This is a genomic window from Salinicoccus siamensis, assembly GCF_055391965.1.
The window spans coordinates 1,354,851-1,371,811 of the sequence record NZ_AP043765.1 but is presented as its reverse complement, the minus strand read 5'-3'; the positions used below and the strand labels follow the sequence as shown (position 1 = coordinate 1,371,811).

Annotated in this window: 16 protein-coding genes, 2 pseudogenes, 1 riboswitch and 1 other annotated feature (1 of these 20 only partly in view); of the genes and pseudogenes, 16 read left to right on the top strand and 2 right to left on the bottom strand. The window is 42.9% G+C overall.

The window, feature by feature from the left end:
• Nucleotides 1-795 (top strand): annotated as a pseudogene (locus tag ACZ5LF_RS07125) (ribokinase); the annotation flags it as partial.
• 92 nt (nucleotides 796-887) lie between these two features.
• Here ACZ5LF_RS07125 and ACZ5LF_RS07120 read toward each other — a convergent pair.
• On the bottom strand, nucleotides 888-1,727 hold the full coding sequence (locus ACZ5LF_RS07120) for an aldo/keto reductase (protein ID WP_380570852.1): 840 nt from the start codon (nucleotides 1,725-1,727) through the stop codon (nucleotides 888-890).
• A gap of 285 nt (nucleotides 1,728-2,012) precedes the next feature.
• Between ACZ5LF_RS07120 and ACZ5LF_RS07115 the strand changes: the two genes are divergently transcribed.
• The 6 genes from ACZ5LF_RS07115 (at nucleotide 2,013) to ACZ5LF_RS07090 (ending at nucleotide 7,705) form a co-directional block, all read left to right on the top strand.
• Entirely contained in the window at nucleotides 2,013-2,510 is a 498-nt protein-coding gene (locus ACZ5LF_RS07115) for an RrF2 family transcriptional regulator (RefSeq protein WP_380570851.1), read from the top strand.
• A gap of 34 nt (nucleotides 2,511-2,544) precedes the next feature.
• The gene (locus ACZ5LF_RS07110; RefSeq protein ID WP_380570850.1) at nucleotides 2,545-2,778 is read left to right on the top strand and encodes a DUF896 domain-containing protein; all 234 of its coding nucleotides are present in this window, start codon (nucleotides 2,545-2,547) and stop codon (nucleotides 2,776-2,778) included.
• Between the two features lie 29 nt (nucleotides 2,779-2,807).
• On the top strand, nucleotides 2,808-3,800 hold the full coding sequence (locus ACZ5LF_RS07105) for an LLM class flavin-dependent oxidoreductase (RefSeq protein ID WP_380570849.1): 993 nt from the start codon (nucleotides 2,808-2,810) through the stop codon (nucleotides 3,798-3,800).
• A 75-nt stretch (nucleotides 3,801-3,875) separates the two neighbouring features.
• Nucleotides 3,876-4,349, top strand: a complete 474-nt coding sequence (locus ACZ5LF_RS07100) for a SprT family zinc-dependent metalloprotease (protein WP_380570848.1) — start codon at nucleotides 3,876-3,878, stop codon at nucleotides 4,347-4,349.
• A gap of 188 nt (nucleotides 4,350-4,537) precedes the next feature.
• Nucleotides 4,538-5,497: an IS30 family transposase gene (locus ACZ5LF_RS07095; protein WP_380570847.1), complete on the top strand. Its 960-nt coding sequence runs from the start codon at nucleotides 4,538-4,540 to the stop codon at nucleotides 5,495-5,497.
• Nucleotides 5,498-6,526: 1,029 nt separating this feature from the next.
• Nucleotides 6,527-7,705, top strand: coding sequence for an IS256 family transposase (locus tag ACZ5LF_RS07090; RefSeq protein WP_380709609.1), 1,179 nt, complete (start codon nucleotides 6,527-6,529; stop codon nucleotides 7,703-7,705).
• 415 nt (nucleotides 7,706-8,120) lie between these two features.
• Here the strand turns inward: ACZ5LF_RS07090 and ACZ5LF_RS07085 are convergent.
• A pseudogene (locus ACZ5LF_RS07085) lies at nucleotides 8,121-9,079 on the bottom strand (IS30 family transposase).
• 272 nt (nucleotides 9,080-9,351) lie between these two features.
• Between ACZ5LF_RS07085 and ACZ5LF_RS07080 the strand changes: the two are divergent.
• The 9 genes from ACZ5LF_RS07080 (at nucleotide 9,352) to mreD (ending at nucleotide 16,889) form a co-directional block, all read left to right on the top strand.
• Nucleotides 9,352-10,068, top strand: a complete 717-nt coding sequence (locus ACZ5LF_RS07080) for a prepilin peptidase (RefSeq protein ID WP_380570222.1) — start codon at nucleotides 9,352-9,354, stop codon at nucleotides 10,066-10,068.
• A gap of 2 nt (nucleotides 10,069-10,070) precedes the next feature.
• Nucleotides 10,071-10,748 carry a RadC family protein gene (radC, locus tag ACZ5LF_RS07075; RefSeq protein ID WP_380570223.1) on the top strand — a complete coding sequence of 226 codons (678 nt, stop codon included), beginning with the start codon at nucleotides 10,071-10,073 and terminating at the stop codon, nucleotides 10,746-10,748.
• Nucleotides 10,749-10,766: 18 nt separating this feature from the next.
• The gene (locus ACZ5LF_RS07070; RefSeq protein WP_380570224.1) at nucleotides 10,767-11,129 is read left to right on the top strand and encodes a hypothetical protein; all 363 of its coding nucleotides are present in this window, start codon (nucleotides 10,767-10,769) and stop codon (nucleotides 11,127-11,129) included.
• 311 nt (nucleotides 11,130-11,440) lie between these two features.
• A riboswitch (SAM riboswitch) is annotated at nucleotides 11,441-11,543 on the top strand.
• Between the two features lie 63 nt (nucleotides 11,544-11,606).
• Complete coding sequence (locus tag ACZ5LF_RS07065) at nucleotides 11,607-12,620, top strand: methionine ABC transporter ATP-binding protein (protein ID WP_380570225.1); 1,014 nt, start codon at nucleotides 11,607-11,609, stop codon at nucleotides 12,618-12,620.
• The gene (locus ACZ5LF_RS07060) at nucleotides 12,613-13,272 is read left to right on the top strand and encodes a methionine ABC transporter permease (RefSeq protein ID WP_380570226.1); all 660 of its coding nucleotides are present in this window, start codon (nucleotides 12,613-12,615) and stop codon (nucleotides 13,270-13,272) included. The genes ACZ5LF_RS07065 and ACZ5LF_RS07060 overlap by 8 nt, the downstream gene beginning before the upstream one ends.
• 1 nt (nucleotide 13,273) lies before the next feature.
• Nucleotides 13,274-14,077 (top strand): MetQ/NlpA family ABC transporter substrate-binding protein, encoded by an 804-nt coding sequence (locus ACZ5LF_RS07055; protein ID WP_380570227.1) that lies wholly within the window; start codon nucleotides 13,274-13,276, stop codon nucleotides 14,075-14,077.
• Complete coding sequence (locus ACZ5LF_RS07050) at nucleotides 14,074-15,246, top strand: aminotransferase class I/II-fold pyridoxal phosphate-dependent enzyme (protein WP_380570228.1); 1,173 nt, start codon at nucleotides 14,074-14,076, stop codon at nucleotides 15,244-15,246. Before ACZ5LF_RS07055 ends, ACZ5LF_RS07050 begins: the two co-directional genes overlap by 4 nt.
• Before the next feature lie 274 nt (nucleotides 15,247-15,520).
• On the top strand, nucleotides 15,521-16,369 hold the full coding sequence (mreC, locus tag ACZ5LF_RS07045) for a rod shape-determining protein MreC (RefSeq protein WP_380570229.1): 849 nt from the start codon (nucleotides 15,521-15,523) through the stop codon (nucleotides 16,367-16,369).
• Between the two features lies 1 nt (nucleotide 16,370).
• On the top strand, nucleotides 16,371-16,889 hold the full coding sequence (gene mreD / locus ACZ5LF_RS07040) for a rod shape-determining protein MreD (RefSeq protein WP_380570230.1): 519 nt from the start codon (nucleotides 16,371-16,373) through the stop codon (nucleotides 16,887-16,889).
• A gap of 42 nt (nucleotides 16,890-16,931) precedes the next feature.
• Nucleotides 16,932-16,961, top strand: a sequence feature (ribosomal protein L21 leader region) (it continues 44 nt past the right edge of the window).

Sequence of the window (16,961 nt, the reverse complement as noted above, 5' to 3'; positions counted from 1 at the left end):
ATGCACACCCCTAAAATCACCGTCATCGGCAGCATCAATATGGATTTGGTGACTATAACAGAAAATATGCCGAAGCAAGGTGAGACCCTGCCGGGCGAAAGCTTCAAGACCCTACCGGGCGGTAAAGGTGCCAACCAGGCAGTTGCCGCTGCCAGACTTGGTACAGAGGTATATATGATCGGCAAAGTGGGGGATGATCCGTTCGGTAAGACCCTCATCGATAATTTCGAATCACAAGGGGTGAAGACAGAAGCTATAGGAATAGAAGCGGACGTCTCTTCCGGGCTCGCCAACATTATCGTGTCGAATCAGGACAACAGAATCATCATCATCGCCGGTGCAAACGGCGAAATGCATCCCGATTATATAGACAAGTTCAAAAAAAGGATTAAGGCAAGCGACTATATCCTGATCCAGTTTGAGATTCCGAAACAAACAGTTGAACACATACTGGATCTCTGCGAGATGCTTGATGTCCCCGTCATCATCAACCCCGCACCCGCGATGCAGTTGGATGATGCCTATTGGGCGAAAGCCGCATACATCACGCCAAACGATACTGAAGCGGAGAAGCTGTTCGCGTACGATACTGATGGCCTGCCGAAGTTCCAGGATAAGCTGGTCATCACGAACGGCGCCAAGGGTGCATCCTTCTTCAGAGGAGACCGGATGATCACCGTGTCATCACAAAAAGTTGAAGTCACCGATACGACAGGCGCCGGCGATACATTCAATGGTGCACTCGCCGTCGCACTCGCTGAAGGCAAGGCGCTTGAAGAAGCGGTTGCATTCGCCAATAAAGCCGCCTCCTTTTCCGTACAGAAACTCGGCGCCCAAAGCGGCATGCCGAGGTGTTCTTGTCTAAACAACATTATAGATGGGCAATATTATCTGTTACCCGTGAATGTAGCAGGGTCCGGACCATTGCGTTCATCTTTATTCAACTGGTTGATCCGACTGATCTGTGTCTTGCTTAGGGAGAAGCCGAACACGTCTATATTCTCTTCTATCCGCTCAGGTGTCACGGATTTTGGTATGGTGACGAGACCATTTTCTATATTCCAGCGGATGACGACTTGAGCGGGTGACTTGCCGGTTTCTTCCGCAATCTCCTTGATGGTTTCATCATCAAGGATTTTGGCGTTCACCAATGGTGACCAGGATTCCATGACAATTTTGCGGGAGTCGAGGTACAGCTTCAAGTCGTTCTGGACAAGGTAGGGGTGATACTCCACCTGATTGATGACCGGTTTTACATCTGTCCGCTGCAGCAATGTCTCCATGTGGGAAACCATGAAGTTGCTGACGCCGATGTTTTTAACACGATTATTGTTGTATAGACGCTCCATTTCATGCCATGTCTCGATCATGAGGTCTTCATCGGTGCCCGGCCAATGCATAAGATACAGATCTAAGTAGTCCAGCTGAAGGTTCTCAAGGGATGTATCATAGGCCTTTTCCACATTTCCTGGACCATAGTCATCAAGCCAAAGCTTGGATGTCACGAAAAGGTCAGAACGATCGATGCCCGCTTCCTTAATGCCTGCTTTAATGCCTTCACCGACACTCTTCTCATTTTTGTAGATCATGGCTGTATCAATACTGCGATAGCCATTTACAATCGCATGTTTGACAGCATTCTTGCAGTCTTCACCGTCTTCCACCCTGAATACGCCAAGCCCTATCTGTGGCATTGTGTTGCCATTATGAAATTCTACCTCTCTCATTTACTGATCTCTCCTGTTCATGAAATTATATTATCATGCCGTATTGATTGGACATATAAATATCTACCCACATTTTGTATGCGATAAATAAAAAAGAGGCACCTTATATTATTGATACAAATTTAAATGCTATAAATTCATAATATTAAAACCTTCTCATCATATATGAAGTTGGAAATAGTGTAGCCTTCAAGTCGTCATAGTTGAAGGGAATCACTTCATCTGTTAAAGTCATTTAAAAATGGACAACAATTATCCAATATAAGGGAAGGAAGTGATGCCGCTGTGAAAATAAAAACAGGTGTGGAACAATCCGTCTATGCAGTCATTCTCCTCAATCTGCTGCCAGAAGGTGCCGTGCTGCACAGTGAGGAAATCAGCAGACATATCGGAGCCTCGCCCAGCTACTTCCAGAAGTTGTTGAGAAGAATGGTGAAGGCAGACCTGATTGCATCAATTCATGGCACTAAAGGTGGCTTCAGACTAAATCGTTCGCCGGAAGACATTCGGATATATGATATCTATACTGCGATTGAAGGCCGTCAGTCGCTCTATACATCGAGCGGCATATTGGATAATATGATGGATTCAATTGAGACGTCAGAGGAATGCATATTGAGGGATACGATGGGCGAGGCGGAGGAATCATGGAAAAGTGTGTTGAAGCGTGAGAATATTGCCGGCCTAACTGAGAAGCTGCGCGCCGGAAACTACAATGAACGCTTCAAAGCGCTTGAAGAGACATTGCAAGAGAGTTGCAGTGTGAAATATGAGCATATATAAAAAGGTAAAACTAATATGAAAGAAGATGTTAAATATGATAGTGGGACTCGACCGCATCAATGAACTGGCACAGAAAAAGAAACAGATAGGATTAACTGCAACCGAACAGCAGGAACAAAAGGAATTGCGTGAGAATTATCTGCGCCAATTCCGTGGACAGGTGCTCGATAACCTCTCAGGGCTTACGGTCATTGATCCTGTGGGAAATGACGTTACGCCGGAAAAACTGAAAAGAGAACAAGAGCTCAACCGATTATTCGATCACTAGGTCACCATATAAAGAGAGAAGGGTTTTCAATGAAATTAAGTGTATTGGATCAGGCGCCTGTAACTAAAGGCAATAACGGGCAGGATGCCCTCCATAAAGCAGAGGAATTGGCGGTATTGGCTGATTCCCTCGGATACCATCGCATGTGGATGGCAGAACATCATGGGCTCGGTACAGTAGTCAGTTCAGCCCCTGAAATCACTGCAGCCAGACTCGCTGCCAAGACCGAAAACATCAGGATAGGGACAGGCGGCATCATGATGATGCACTACTCACCACTGAAACTGGCTGAAGTATTCAAGACACTCAGTGCATTCTCCCCTGGCAGGATTGATTTTGGCGTAGGCCGGGCGCCAGGTGGGGACGGCAGCGCCATGTATGCATTATCACAGGGTAGACGTCCTGAACTCGATAACCTTTATGAAAAGTTTGAAATAGCGCTTCAGTTGATTAACGACGAAACTCCTGAAGGCCGGCTTTATGGTTCAACACCAGCATTTCCCCAAAATGTTACACTTCCTGAGGCATGGATGCTCGGTTCGAGCGGCAACAGTGCAGTAGAGACCGCTAAAATGGGAGCGGGTTATTCATTTGCCCAATTCTTCAATGGAGCCTTGAGCCGTGAAATATTGGATGCATACAGACAGAATTTTAATCCGACCGATTTCATGGAGAAGCCGGAAATCAATGTATGCTATATGGTGACGACTGCAGAAACACGTGAAGAAGCGGAATTCCAGGCCTTGCCTCAAGATATCGCAGGGCTCATGTTGTCACAAGGCAGGATAATGCCGCCCCTCACACCAGAGGAAGCACAGGATTATCCGCTGACAGAAATGGATAAAATGAAGATAGAGCAACGTAGGCCGCTCCATATCGTCGGTTCGGCAAAAGAAGTTGCAGACCAGCTGAAAGAAGAACAGGAACGGTACGGATTCGATGAAGCGATGATCGTCAGCATTCCGCACTCCCAAGAAGCCAGATTGAACGTTTATCGTCTCTTGGCAAAAGAATTACTGTAGAATAAAAAGGTCAGGATAATTGATATCCTGACCTTTTGTCATTTTCCAATCAAGATTGAAAGAAGGCTTATATCTATGACGCATGAACAACTCGAATATTATGCAAACAAATTTTTAATGGATAAATTCAACATGCCGCTTGGTATTCCCATCAGGATATCCAAACGCATGACATCAAAGCTTGGGGCATTCCGCATCAAATACATAAAAGGCAATCGCCAGAAAATCGATATGGAAATAATCATATCGTATAACTTCATTGTCCACAATACTGAACAGTTCATTCTGGATGTGCTCTACCATGAATGTGTGCATTATGCGCTATTTACTAAAGGGCAGCCATATAAGGATTCCGATCCGGAATTCAAAGAAACACTGAAACGCTTAGGCATATCGCAGACGCGCACGCACCAATTCAAGGGGCGCCGCCATCTATATGAATGCAAGAAATGCAGGTATCAGTTCAGTAGGAATATGAAAGGGTATGAGAAGCGGTATGTGTGCCGGAAGTGCCGGGGGAGGTTTAGTTATTTAGGAGAAGTAAAGTGAGGTACATCATTTAAATAATTCTCACATCGAACTTAGAGTTATGGTTGTATGATCAATAAATTATTCCTCTAAAATTTAAAGATTAAATTTCGCCGATTGTAAAATTAAGCTAGACACCTAAAAAGGGTCACACGTGATACACTCAAAATGAGTTTTCCGACCAAAGAAAATCATAGGAGTGATCACGCATGACCTATACCCATATTACCACGGACGAACTCGTAATCATAGAAGCCTATTTCCATCACGACACACCGACTTCTCATATTGCGAAACGGATTGGGCGTGCCCGTCAGACGGTTCATGATGTCATCGCATATCTCAGGGACGGGCACACCGCGCTGGATTACTATCATCGCTATCAAGAAAACAAAAAACGGTGGGGTAGAAAACGGATGGTCCTGCCGACCGACCAGCAGGCGTATATTGAAAAGCAGGTGGCTCAGGGTTGGACGCCGGATGTCATCGTCGATCCGCAGGAAATGTTGATTGACTGTTCAAGCCGTACACTGTATCGGATGTTCAAACGGGAAACCTTTGATGCGGCCACACTGCCGATGCAGGGCAAGCGAAAACCGAACGGCCATCAGGAACGCCGGGGGCGTCAGGCATTCAGGCGCAACATTTCAGAAAGAACAACTGACTACCCGACGTTCAATGATGAATTTGGTCATCTGGAGGGAGATACCATCGTTGGCGTCCGGCACAAGAGTGCCGTCATCACGCTGGTCGAACGCCTCTCAAAAGCCATCATCACCCTGAAACCCGAAGGCCGGACGGCGCAGGATATCGAGGTTGCCATAAATACATGGTGTCAAAAGATGCCCAGAAACCTATTCAAATCGATCACTTTCGACTGTGGCAAGGAATTTTCCAACTGGCGATCGATGAGCAATCGGAATGACCTGTCCGTCTACTTTGCCGATCCGGGGACACCATCCCAGCGGGGATTGAACGAACATTCCAACGGCCTGCTCAGAAAGGATGGACTGCCCAAAGACATGGATTTCAACACGGTCGATCAGATATTTGTCTCATCCGTCGTTGCAAGAAGAAACCACATCCTAAGAAAATCGTTAAACTATCGAACACCATTGGAAGTCTTTTTGAGTTACATGGATGATCAGCAACTGTCTAGCTTATTTTGACAAACGAAATCCTTTAAAATTGAGCAAGAGTTTCTAAGACGAATTCATAGACTCTGCAAACAGCTTACTTACTATATAATATATAACAAAATATAGGATATGGCACCAATGAGTGGCCGAAAAATTCCAACCAATTTAGAGCAGAGTGGATAACCCCTCCATAAATCATTGGAAATTCGACAGCTCTTATGAAGGTTTTCTAAGATAATGCATCAAATTAAACTGGTGAGAAATGTTTGGGTAACTTTACCTAATAAATTACTTCCACAAGACTTGGTCTGAGGCTATATTTCAAAGATTAGTTTAAACTTGTAATTCACAATTATTATAGTATTATAGTAAGAATATAAAAATCACATAATTGAATTGGGGAATAATATATGTTTGATTTGGAAATCGAAGAGTATATATTCTTATATTTTCTTGGGATACTCGTAGTTATTTTACCCATTGTACTCATTGTACTTCTGTTATTAATAATTAACAAAATAATAAAAAAACCAAAAATTAAAGAAAAAATTTGCAGTATTATTAAGTTATTAACAACTATAATTTTTTCAATTTTTTTTATGGTATTATTAACAATATATTCCAGATATATTTGGTACTTAATACTAGAGGTCAATATAATAATACAAGGAATTGATTTTAGTAAAGTGAGTGAAGATTTAACATATGACAAAGTACCAATATTTATTATGTCTTGGATAATAATAATGTTTATATCGACAATACTAATATTTGTACTATTTAAATATTTATCTAAATATATTCTTAAGGCTTGCTATCAGAATAAAGAAATACCTATAAGTAAAATCAGAAGACACTTAGTGAAATTCTTTTATTTTAATCAAATATCCGTGTTTATTTTAACAACATTTTTAATTTTATTAGGAATATATATATCTATCTGGGTTAATAATTAGAGAGCGTAAAATAGTTTGTGTAAATGAATAAATAGAAAAAGGGAGCCCTTTTCTTGTAGAATCAAGTTACCACACCAAATCCCAAGAAAAGAGGTCTCCCCTTATGGATCATTTTACATCAGATATCATTCAAGCTCTAGTGAAAAAGGAAGACGTATCCGAAATCTTCCGCAATCACCTGGAAACAGCGGTGAATACATTGCTTAAAACCGAGCTGACCGCATTTCTGGACTATGAAAAATATGATCGCGTCGGCTTCAATTCCGGAAATTCCAGAAACGGTGCGTACGCCCGTACCCTACATACCGAATATGGGGATCTACAGATTGATATCCCCCGGGATCGGAATGGCGATTTCAAACAACAGACCGTCGCCCCCTATAAGCGGTCCAATGACACGTTGGAGTCCTTTGTCATCCATATGTTTCAAAAAGGGGTGACAATGTCTGAGATTTCGCATCTGATCGAGCGCATGTATGGGCATCACTATACCCCCCAAACGATTTCGAACATGACTAAAGCGGTCGCAGAAGAAGTCGAGGCCTTTCGTCAGCGTTCCCTGTCCAATCGGTATGTCTGTGTGTATCTGGATGCTACGTTCCTGCCCGTCAAAAGAGAGACGGTTTCGAAAGAAGCTGTCTATATCGCTGTCGGCATCCGTGAAGATGGCTCAAAGGAAGTCCTGGCATATACGGTCGCTCCAACGGAATCCGCCTATGTGTGGAAAGAATTGATCGAAGACATCCAAGCGCGGGGTGTCGAAGAAGTGCTGCTTTTCATATCGGATGGACTAACAGGCATCAAAGACAGTATTCACTCGGTCTTTCCAAAAGCCAGATACCAGACGTGTTTTATTCATGTTGCGCGCAACATTTCCCACAGGGTCCGTGTATCGGACCGCAAGGAAATCTGTGAGGACCTGAAGTCCTTGTATCGCGCCACGGACAAAGCAGACGCTGAACAGGCTTTGGATGCGTTTATAGAGAAGTGGAAAAAGTCCTACGCCAAAGTCACGCAATCATTGAAAGCCAATCCGGATCTGTTCACCTTTTATGATTTCCCTGAAGCAATCAGGAGGAGCATTTACTCCACAAACCTGATTGAGTCATTCAATAAGCGAATCAAACGGTACAGTAAGCGCAAGGAGCAGTTTCCGAACGAAGCATCGCTTGATCGTTTTCTCGTCACTCAATTCGAAACTTACAACCAGCAGTTTGCGACACGGTGTCACATCGGTTTTGACCAAGCACGGGCCGAACTAACTGAAATGTTTAGCGAGTAACACACACTATAAGAAAAGGTATGCATTCATTTACACATAATTATTGACGGTCCCAATAATTATGGTGATTCAACGAATATTATTTACTATAAGTTAATTGGCTTTACTTTAATCTTTACCACAATTGGTTCCGTTAACAATTTTTTCAAGGAACAATATATTAAAAAGGTTGAAAAAGATGAATTTAATAAAAAATTAATCGAGGAAATTATCCCTAAACTAGAAGGGATAGTGACAAAGGAGTTAGAAACTCAGTTAACATTAAAGTTTGATAACAAACTAGATTTAAAGTACCAAACACTATTTACAAAAAATAATAATGGAAGCTGTGGTATCTACAGATTTATTAAAAAAATTTGCAAGTTGATCAAAAAAATTTAGAGCACTAATAGGAAAATGTTTATTATTTCATTTGTCAAAATAAGCTAGACAGTTCTTTTTCACCCATGTAACTCAAAAATACTTCCAATGGTGTTCGGTAGTTCAATGATTTTCTCGGTATATGGTTTCTTCTTGCAGCGACCGATGCGATAAAAGCGTGGTCGACTGTGTTGAAATCCATATCTTTACGCAGTCCATCCCTTCTGAGCAGGCCGTTGGAATGTTCATTCAATCCCCGTTGTGACGGCGTCCCCGGATCGGCGAAGTAGATGGCCAGGTCATTTCGATTGCTCATCGCCTGCCAGTTGGAGAATGCTTTACCGCAGTCAAAAGTGATGGACTTGAACAGGTTTCTCGGCACCAAGTGACACCACGTATTGATGGCAGTTTCGATATCTTTGGCCGTCCGACCTTCAGGTTTCAATGTGATGATGACTTTCGATAGCCGTTCAACCAGCGTGATGACGGCGCTTTTATGTCGCACACCGACAATAGTGTCGCCCTCCAGATGGCCGAATTCTTTATTGAACGCTGGATAGTCGTCCACCCTTTCTGAAATGTTGCGCCGGACCGTCTGTCGCTCCCGGCGTTCCTTATGATCGTTGGGGTTTTTTTGCCTTTCATTGGCAATGTGGACACATCACAGTCCTTACGCTTGAACATGCGGTACAATGTGCGGCTGGAACACTGTATCTTACGGTCACGCCGGCCGGCAATCACATCCGGTGTCCGGCCCTGGGCCACTTTTCCTGTCACATATGCGTGTTGGTCCGCTGGCAGTCTTGTCCGTTTCCGGCCGCAGCGCTGCTTGTTTGCCTTGTAGCGCTGGTAGTAGTCCAATGCGCTGTGGCCGGCTCTAAAAAAAGCCACAACATTATGGACCGTCTGTCGGGCCCGGCAGACCCGTTTGGAGATTTTTGAAACAGGGATGTTCTGATGAAAGTAGGATGCTATGATGACCAGTTCATCCGTGCTAAAATGGGTGTCGGTCATTCGTGATCACTCCTATGTTTTCTTTGGTTGGAAAACCATTTTGAGTGTATCACGAGTGGCTCTTTCTATGTGTCTAGCTTAATTTTACAATCGGCGATATCAAAAATTTTGTGTTAAACAGAAAATGGTATTGAAGGTAGAATAATAAAGAAACATGTATAATTATTAAGCTGAAATTAATTTTTTGCAGTTTATTATTGTCTATTGGTGATTACTGCGTTTTTACTAAATAAGGTTATGAAGCTAATATAGTGTCAGGAAGAGGTGATGCTATGTTTTTTATAATTATTCTTGGAGGTATCTGCGCATCATTTATATATGCTGTAACTGCATCCGATAACATTTCGATTTTATATCGTAGAAGTAGATGTGATTTATGTTTTCAGAGCTTAAAGCCTTATGAGCTAATTCCGGTAATGAGTTTTATTTTGCTTAAGGGGAAATGTTCCTATTGCAAAGAGAAAATCGATAACAGTTTTATAGTCTGTGAAATTTTAGTAATACTTCTTTATTTACTGCCCATTTATTTTAACCTTTCTCTCAAAGACCTCACATTATATTATTTGATGATTACAATTTTGTTGCCGCTTTCAATCTATGATAGAAAAAATTTAAAAATACCAAATCACATGAATCTTATATTTTTAGTTGCTGGACTATTTTTAACAGATCTATATTATTTAGAACCATTTCAGGACATTTGTATAATTTTAATTTTACATCTATTCTTTTATTTATTTTCAGAGTCAATAGGATATGGCGATATAAAATTGTTTACAGTAATCACTTTGATTACCCCTGTCAACTTCTTTATTTATAGCTTACTTCTTACCTATTTGATTGGAGGGTTATTTGTAATAATACTGCATTTCTATAAAACAAAGTTACCCGCTAAGATCCCTCTGGTCCCGTTTATTACTACGGCTATTATACTTTCATTTTTGTTATATGATGATTTGAATTCTATATATTTTGGAGGCTTCCTATAAGAATGTTAATTAAAGAGATGCACTTTTCGGATAAACCAAGAGAAAGATTGATGATTTATGGTCCTGATAAGCTTACTAATCAAGAGTTGCTTGGGATAATCATCAATACCGGCCACAAAGAGGAGTCTAGTATTGGAATTGCAAACAGAATCATAAAAGATATGAAATCTGTTCGTGAACTGCGTGATCTTACTTATCAGGAACTAATCAGCATTAAAGGTATTGGGGAAGCAAAAGCAATAACCATATTAGCAGTTATTGAACTAGCAATAAGAATGCATACACATTCATTAGAGGAAGATCTTTACATAAAAAGCCCAGATGATGTGAGTAAACTACTTATGGAAAAAATGAGATATTATCAACAAGAACATTTTGTAGTTTTATATTTATCTACCAAAAATATGGTTATCCACCAAGAAACGATGTTTAAAGGGTCTTTGAATACTTCGATAGTGCATCCTAGGGAGGTATATAAAGAAGCGATAAAGAGGAGCGCTGCCGCGATAATATGTGTACATAATCATCCTAGTGGTGATCCTTCGCCTTCGAGAGAAGATATCGAGGTTACAAAACGTTTGTATGAATGTGGAGAAATGATCGGCGTTGACTTTTTAGATCACATAATTATTGGATCTGGTAAATATATTAGCTTGAAAGAGATGAATGTAATTAAATAGCTAGAGGGGAACGATATAATGGGTTTGGATATGTATTTATATCTTGAAGATAATGAAACCAAAGAATTTATAGAATATAGTTATTATAGGAAATTTAACGCTCTTCAGGGTTATTTCGTAGATAATTTCTCTTTAGAGAACTGTGGGAAAGTAGAAATTGAGATAGAAACCGTTAGCAGGTTATATATATTATTAAATGAAATTAGATACAATCCTGAAAAAGCTGAGGTATTGCTCCCTGTTTATAAAGGACCATTTTTCGGGTCATACGAATATGACAAAATTTATCATAACCATATTAACCAAGCCGCATCAGATTTTTACCATGCCAAATTTATAAATTATAATCGATTCACCCTTTACTACACCTCAAATTGGTAATATTAACAAAGTGGTCGAATGATGCAGAAAGAGATTTTAGTCTTACATAATAAGGATGTTATTGAGATGGTACTGCGCAATACTTTTTAAATAATGGTAGGTCCATAATCCTTTGATAGATTCTATGTATTATCTAGAATCTAGATATCATATTCATAAGGAAAACAGGGTGATGTCATCACCCTGTTTTTAAATCCCTTTTGATTTGAAATTATCATTATCCATAGAAATCAAAAATAAAAGATTTATTATTATTAATATATTGACAATTCTAATAGTCTCGAGTAAAGTGATATTCATTCAATTAAATACATTTATCCAGAGAAGTGGAGGGATTGGGCCCTTTGAAGCTTCAGCAACAGGCTGTTATGGTACTGTGCTAAATCCTACAAGCGGATGCTTGGCAGATAGATATCTTTAAGCCATTTGCATTTAGCAGATGGCTTTTTGTTTTTAATATAAAAAGGATGTGGTGGCGTGGCTATTGAAATTACCGATGTCTCTAAAGAATATTTTGTTAAAGGAAAAAGGATAGAAGCTCTGAAAAAGACGACGCTCTCCATTCGTGAGGGCGAGATCTTCGGTCTGATTGGCTTCAGCGGGGCGGGGAAAAGTACTCTGTTGCGCCTGATCAATTTGTTGGAACAGCCGACTACCGGCAGCATCAATGTTAATGGTACCAATTTGGGCAAGTTGGCAGGAAGGGACTTGCGTGTAAAACGTCAGAAGATCGGCATGATCTTCCAACAGTTCAATCTGATTGAAACTAAAACGGTCTACCAGAACATAGAATTTGTGTTGAAGGCGAGCAATTACGACAAGAAGAAGGTGTCGTCGCGCATCGAAGAGTTACTGGCACTTGTGGGCTTGGCCGACAAGATGGATAGCTACCCCAAAAACTTGAGTGGCGGACAGAAGCAGCGTGTCGGCATTGCACGGGCATTAGCCAATGGTCCTGAAGTGCTTTTGTGTGATGAAGCGACAAGTGCACTCGATCCTGATACGACAAAAACAATTCTGAAACTGCTTAAAAAGATCAACAAGGAGCTGGGCATCACCATTGTGTTGATTACCCACGAGATGGAGGTCATTAAAGAGATTGCTGACCGTGTGGGCGTGATGACGGCAGGAGAGATTGTGGAGATGGATGATGTCTACGCGATCTTCAGCCATCCGGAACACGAAGTGACGAAAGGATTTGTTCAGGATATATATGATTTCACCATCCCACCGCACATTGAACTGAACAGTGAATCTGAAGTGATCACCATCAAATTCCTGAATGAATATGCGGAAGCGAACTATGTAAACCAACTCTACCGTCATTTTGACTGCGATATAAGCATATTGAATGGCCGCATCGAATATATCCAGGATATGCCTCTTGGATTTCTGATGCTCCACATCAAAGGCAGACAGGAAGAGATCACTAGATTGAAGCAGTTCATCGACGACTCAAAAGGAATAGAGAGGGCTGAAATATATGGATAGATTGATAGAAATTACACCGCTGCTATACCGGGCACTACTCGAAACGACTCTCATGGTATCGATATCCATATTCTTTGCGGTGCTGCTCGGACTCCCGCTCGGTGTATTGCTGTATGTGACCGCCAATCCGCTGCTCTATAGGATAAAACCACTGAATCAGTTTTTAGGGGCGCTGACGAACGTGATCCGGTCCTTCCCTTTCATTATATTGATTGTAGCGATCATGCCGATTGCGACTTGGCTGACAAACAGCTCCCACGGGCCGGTATTTGCCAGTGTGGCGCTTTCGTTAGCCGCTGTGCCGCTATTTGCGAGACTGGTGGAGACAAGCTTCAATGGCGTGGATAAAGGGGTGATTGAAGCGAGCATTGCTGGGGGCGCATCACTCTGGCTGATCATTACGGATGTGTTGATCCCGGAAGCGAAGCGGGGAATCACCCAGGCGATTACGCTGACGATCATCACCATCGTCGCCTTCAGCGCCACAGCAGGTGTCGTCGGTGGGGGCGGCATCGGAGATCTTGCGATACGATATGGCTACTATCGCTATGATACTGTGACGATGATTGCCACTGTCATCATTTTGATTATAATTGTCCAGCTCATCCAGATAATCGGGGACTATTTGAGCCAAAGAGAGGAGAGGAATTGATATGCGTGGGATACTGATATTCCTTCTGTCAACACTTGCTGTCATCATAGGCAGCAGCGCGCTGCTCTACGAAGGGGAGGGGGAAGTGATCACAATCGGCGCTTCCACCGGCCCCTACAGCGATATGGTGAACTTTGCATTGAAGCCAGCACTGGAAGAACAGGGCTACACGGTCGAAATCGTGGAGTACACCGATTATATCCAACCGAACAATGCTCTAAATAACGGGGATCTGGATGCGAATCTTTATCAGAATAAATCGTTCATGGCTGACTTCAATAAGGAGAATGGCACGGATTTCCATAACCTCATCCAAGTGCCGACTGCGCCTATGGGACTCTATTCCAGCGAATATGATTCATTGGATGAAATAGAAAATGGCAGCGAAGTGGCACTTCCCTTGGACCCCGTCAATTCTTCGAGGGGGTTCCAGACGCTTATGGACGCGGGGCTGATTGAAATTGCAGAGGATGCCAATTTACTTGCGATCGAAGAAAAGGATATATTAAAAAACAATAAGAATCTGGAATTCGTCTACCAGGATTCAGGGCAGCTACCGAGAAGTGTGGATCAGATCGGATTATCACTCGTGCCGGGAAACTTTGCATTGGCAAGCGGTATGGATTTGGCGGATGCGCTGCAACTTGAAGATATGAATGAGAATTTCAGGAATCAGATTGTCGTCAATGCTTCAGATAAAGACAGTAAAATGGCAAAAGATCTCATTGAAGCAGTCGAGTCGGAACATTTCAAACAGACGATAGATGAACAATTCAAAGGATTTGATAAACCGGAAGGAGAATGAAGATGAATAAACTACTCTCGAGCATCCCTGACAGCTATTTCAAGTCGGCTATGGCCGGAGAGGAAGCATTTGGCCCCCTGCCGCTGATCAACCTCGCAGTCGGCATTCCGGACGCCGAGACACCTGAACCCATCCTAAAGCGAGCAGCCGAGGCACTCTATCAGCCGGAAAATCAACGATATGGTCAATTCCGGGGGAAACAATCATTTAAGGCTGCAATCATCGATTTCTATAAGCGGGGATACGGGGTGGAACTGGAAGAGGAGAATATCGCGCTACTGTACGGCACCAAGAGTGCCCTGGTGCAGTTTCCGATGATGTTCATCGAGCCGGGGGAAGGCGTCTACCTGCCCAATCCAGGTTATCCGGATTATGCAGCAGGCGTCGAGTTGGCGAAAGGGGTGATCTATGACCTGCCGCTTCTCGCAGAAAACGGATATCTGCCCGACTACGATGCGTTGGATGACGAGGAGCAGGCCAATGCACGGCTGATGTACTTGAATTATCCGTCTAATCCGCTTGGCGCGGTTGCGGACCGCGCCTTTTTCGATCGCACGATAGAGCGGTTTAAAGGAACAGGAACCCGCATAGTTCATGATTTTGCCTACGCCCCTTTTTCATTTGAGGAGAAGCATCCAAGTATTCTTCAGAGTGAAGGCAGCCTTGACTGTGCGATTGAGATATATTCCTTGTCGAAAGGGTTCAACATGTCGGGGTTCCGCTCAGGTTTTGCTGTAGGAAACAAGGAAATGATCAATGCAATCAACACTTATCAGGATCATACCCAAACAGGCATGTGGGGCGTGGTGCAGGAGGCGTCTACCGCAGCCCTCCGACATGCTGGGGATATTCTGCCCGTCCAGAAGGATACGTTCTCCAAAAGGAGCCGCCTGGTTACAGAAGCATTGCTGGAGATGGGTATTCCGATCAACCCGATTAAAGGGGGGATATTCGGCTGGATCCGCGTGCCGGAGGGGTTTGACGGCGAGACGTTTAAGGCCTACCTGCTCCGTGAATGTTCCATCCTTGTCACTCCAGGAATTCCATTCGGCTCGCGAGGAAAATATTACATCCGCATCTCCCTGGCTGTAGGTGAAGTCGAGCTGAAGGAAGTGATCGAACTGTTCAAAGCGCTTCAGAATTTATGGAAAAATGACATTTTACATTAAATAATCTACATTATCCCCTTGAAAGCGAACAATTAAACATGTAACATAATAATTGTAATGAAAATGACATAATAGGCGATTGATGATTATGTCATCTAAAACGCCTTTGATAGAACATGTATACTTACTGTTCTAGATATCATATATATTATTATCTTATCTGTTATGGAGAGGTCCTCGGGCCTCTCCTTTTTATTTACATATCCTTTATCAGCAGTGCTTGATTGTGGTATTCTTTTAATCAGATACCAACAATCAATGGAGGCGCTCGATCGTGAACAGGCTTTTCAACCGTAATCGTATGCTGATCATACTTTTTGGCATTATTGTATTAATACTTCTAATAGGTTTCTCGATGACGGATCGGAATTCCGTCACTAAGGCGGAGCAGTTCACTGGCGATCTGACAGCAGGTTCGCAGGTCGTCATAGACGCGCCGGTCGGATTCATAGGTGGCATCATCAATAAGATCTCCGCCAGTTTCAGTGCTGTTGAAGAGAACGAGAAACTACATGCACAGCTTGAAATGCTGCCGCAGATGCAGGCAGATCTGGAAGGTCTTGAAGCGGAGAACGAGGAGTTGAGGGAAACTCTGGATGTCAGTTCCAGACGCTCCTACGAAAGTGTTGATGCCCGTGTGATTTCAAGGTCACCTGACCAGTGGATGGATAACTTCACCATTGATAAAGGGGAATCCGACGGCATAAAGGAAGGCATGGCTGTGATGACCACAAAAGGGCTGGTCGGTACTGTGGTCAGGGTCAATGGCAACTCAAGCTATGTCGAGATGTTGACGGCCTCCTCAACAGGCAATAACCTCTCAGTTCAAGTAACCCACGAAGACGAAACAGCATATGGCAATATCCGCAGGTTTGATGATGAACGCAACCTGCTTGTGGTTGAGAACATTAAAAACCGCAGTGGACTTGAACGCGGCGATGAAGTCTTCACGAGCGGCCTGGTGGGGAGCCTGCCGGAAGGGCTGATCATCGGCAAAATAGTTGAAGTCGAAAATGACGAGTATGGTTTGAGTCAAAATGCCTATGTGCAGCTGAACAGTAATATGGATGATATCGACCTTGTTCATGTCATCAAAAGAAATCCGGAGTCAATGGAGGAATGATATGAGAACACTTATGATTTTCCTCTGTGCCTTCCTATTCATGTACATCGACTTTACTTTTGCGGAATTCAGTCCGGCATCGATCATTGGAGTGGCGGTCTATTTTGTGCCCCGCACCTTACTTATCTTCATATTGCTGCTGTCGATCTATGTAGGGTCAAGGATGGGGATATTTTTGGCGGTGGTCTTCGGAGTGATGCTCGACATCTACATAGGGTCCCTCTATGGCATACACACCTTCGGGATGGTAGCGTTCGTTGTATTCATGCACACCGCCTTCCGGGTCTTCCATAGAGATTTCGTCGCCATGGCATTTGTCGTACTGCTGTTGATTTTCTTCTACGATGCATATATATATGCGATCTATTCCGTACTTGGCATGATCGATATGCCATTGTTTGATTATACGGCCCTTAGGTCAGTGCCGAGCATGCTCATCAATGCGCTGCTCTTTCTGATTGTTTTTGTCGTGGCACGCAAAGTCGCCAGGGTCAGGAAAGAACTCCTCAAACAGGATTGACAGCACCATCTGCTGCTGGTATAATGCAGAGGTTGGTGATAATGTAAACATCAACCGCTCAGTTGCAGGTTC

Excerpts from the sequence above, each read along its gene's own strand:
- ACZ5LF_RS07100 (WP_380570848.1), top strand. The coding sequence starts at position 3,876 with ATGACGCATGAACAACTCGAATATTATGCAAACAAATTTTTAATGGAT.
- ACZ5LF_RS07105 (WP_380570849.1), top strand. The coding sequence starts at position 2,808 with ATGAAATTAAGTGTATTGGATCAGGCGCCTGTAACTAAAGGCAATAAC.
- ACZ5LF_RS07080 (WP_380570222.1), top strand. The coding sequence starts at position 9,352 with ATGTTTTTTATAATTATTCTTGGAGGTATCTGCGCATCATTTATATAT.
- ACZ5LF_RS07050 (WP_380570228.1), top strand. The coding sequence starts at position 14,074 with ATGAAGATGAATAAACTACTCTCGAGCATCCCTGACAGCTATTTCAAG.
- ACZ5LF_RS07120 (WP_380570852.1), bottom strand. The coding sequence starts at position 1,727 with ATGAGAGAGGTAGAATTTCATAATGGCAACACAATGCCACAGATAGGG.
- radC (WP_380570223.1), top strand. The coding sequence starts at position 10,071 with ATGTTAATTAAAGAGATGCACTTTTCGGATAAACCAAGAGAAAGATTG.
- ACZ5LF_RS07090 (WP_380709609.1), top strand. The coding sequence starts at position 6,527 with ATGGATCATTTTACATCAGATATCATTCAAGCTCTAGTGAAAAAGGAA.
- ACZ5LF_RS07055 (WP_380570227.1), top strand. The coding sequence starts at position 13,274 with ATGCGTGGGATACTGATATTCCTTCTGTCAACACTTGCTGTCATCATA.
- mreD (WP_380570230.1), top strand. The coding sequence starts at position 16,371 with ATGAGAACACTTATGATTTTCCTCTGTGCCTTCCTATTCATGTACATC.
- ACZ5LF_RS07060 (WP_380570226.1), top strand. The coding sequence starts at position 12,613 with ATGGATAGATTGATAGAAATTACACCGCTGCTATACCGGGCACTACTC.
- ACZ5LF_RS07095 (WP_380570847.1), top strand. The coding sequence starts at position 4,538 with ATGACCTATACCCATATTACCACGGACGAACTCGTAATCATAGAAGCC.
- ACZ5LF_RS07070 (WP_380570224.1), top strand. The coding sequence starts at position 10,767 with ATGGGTTTGGATATGTATTTATATCTTGAAGATAATGAAACCAAAGAA.
- ACZ5LF_RS07110 (WP_380570850.1), top strand. The coding sequence starts at position 2,545 with ATGATAGTGGGACTCGACCGCATCAATGAACTGGCACAGAAAAAGAAA.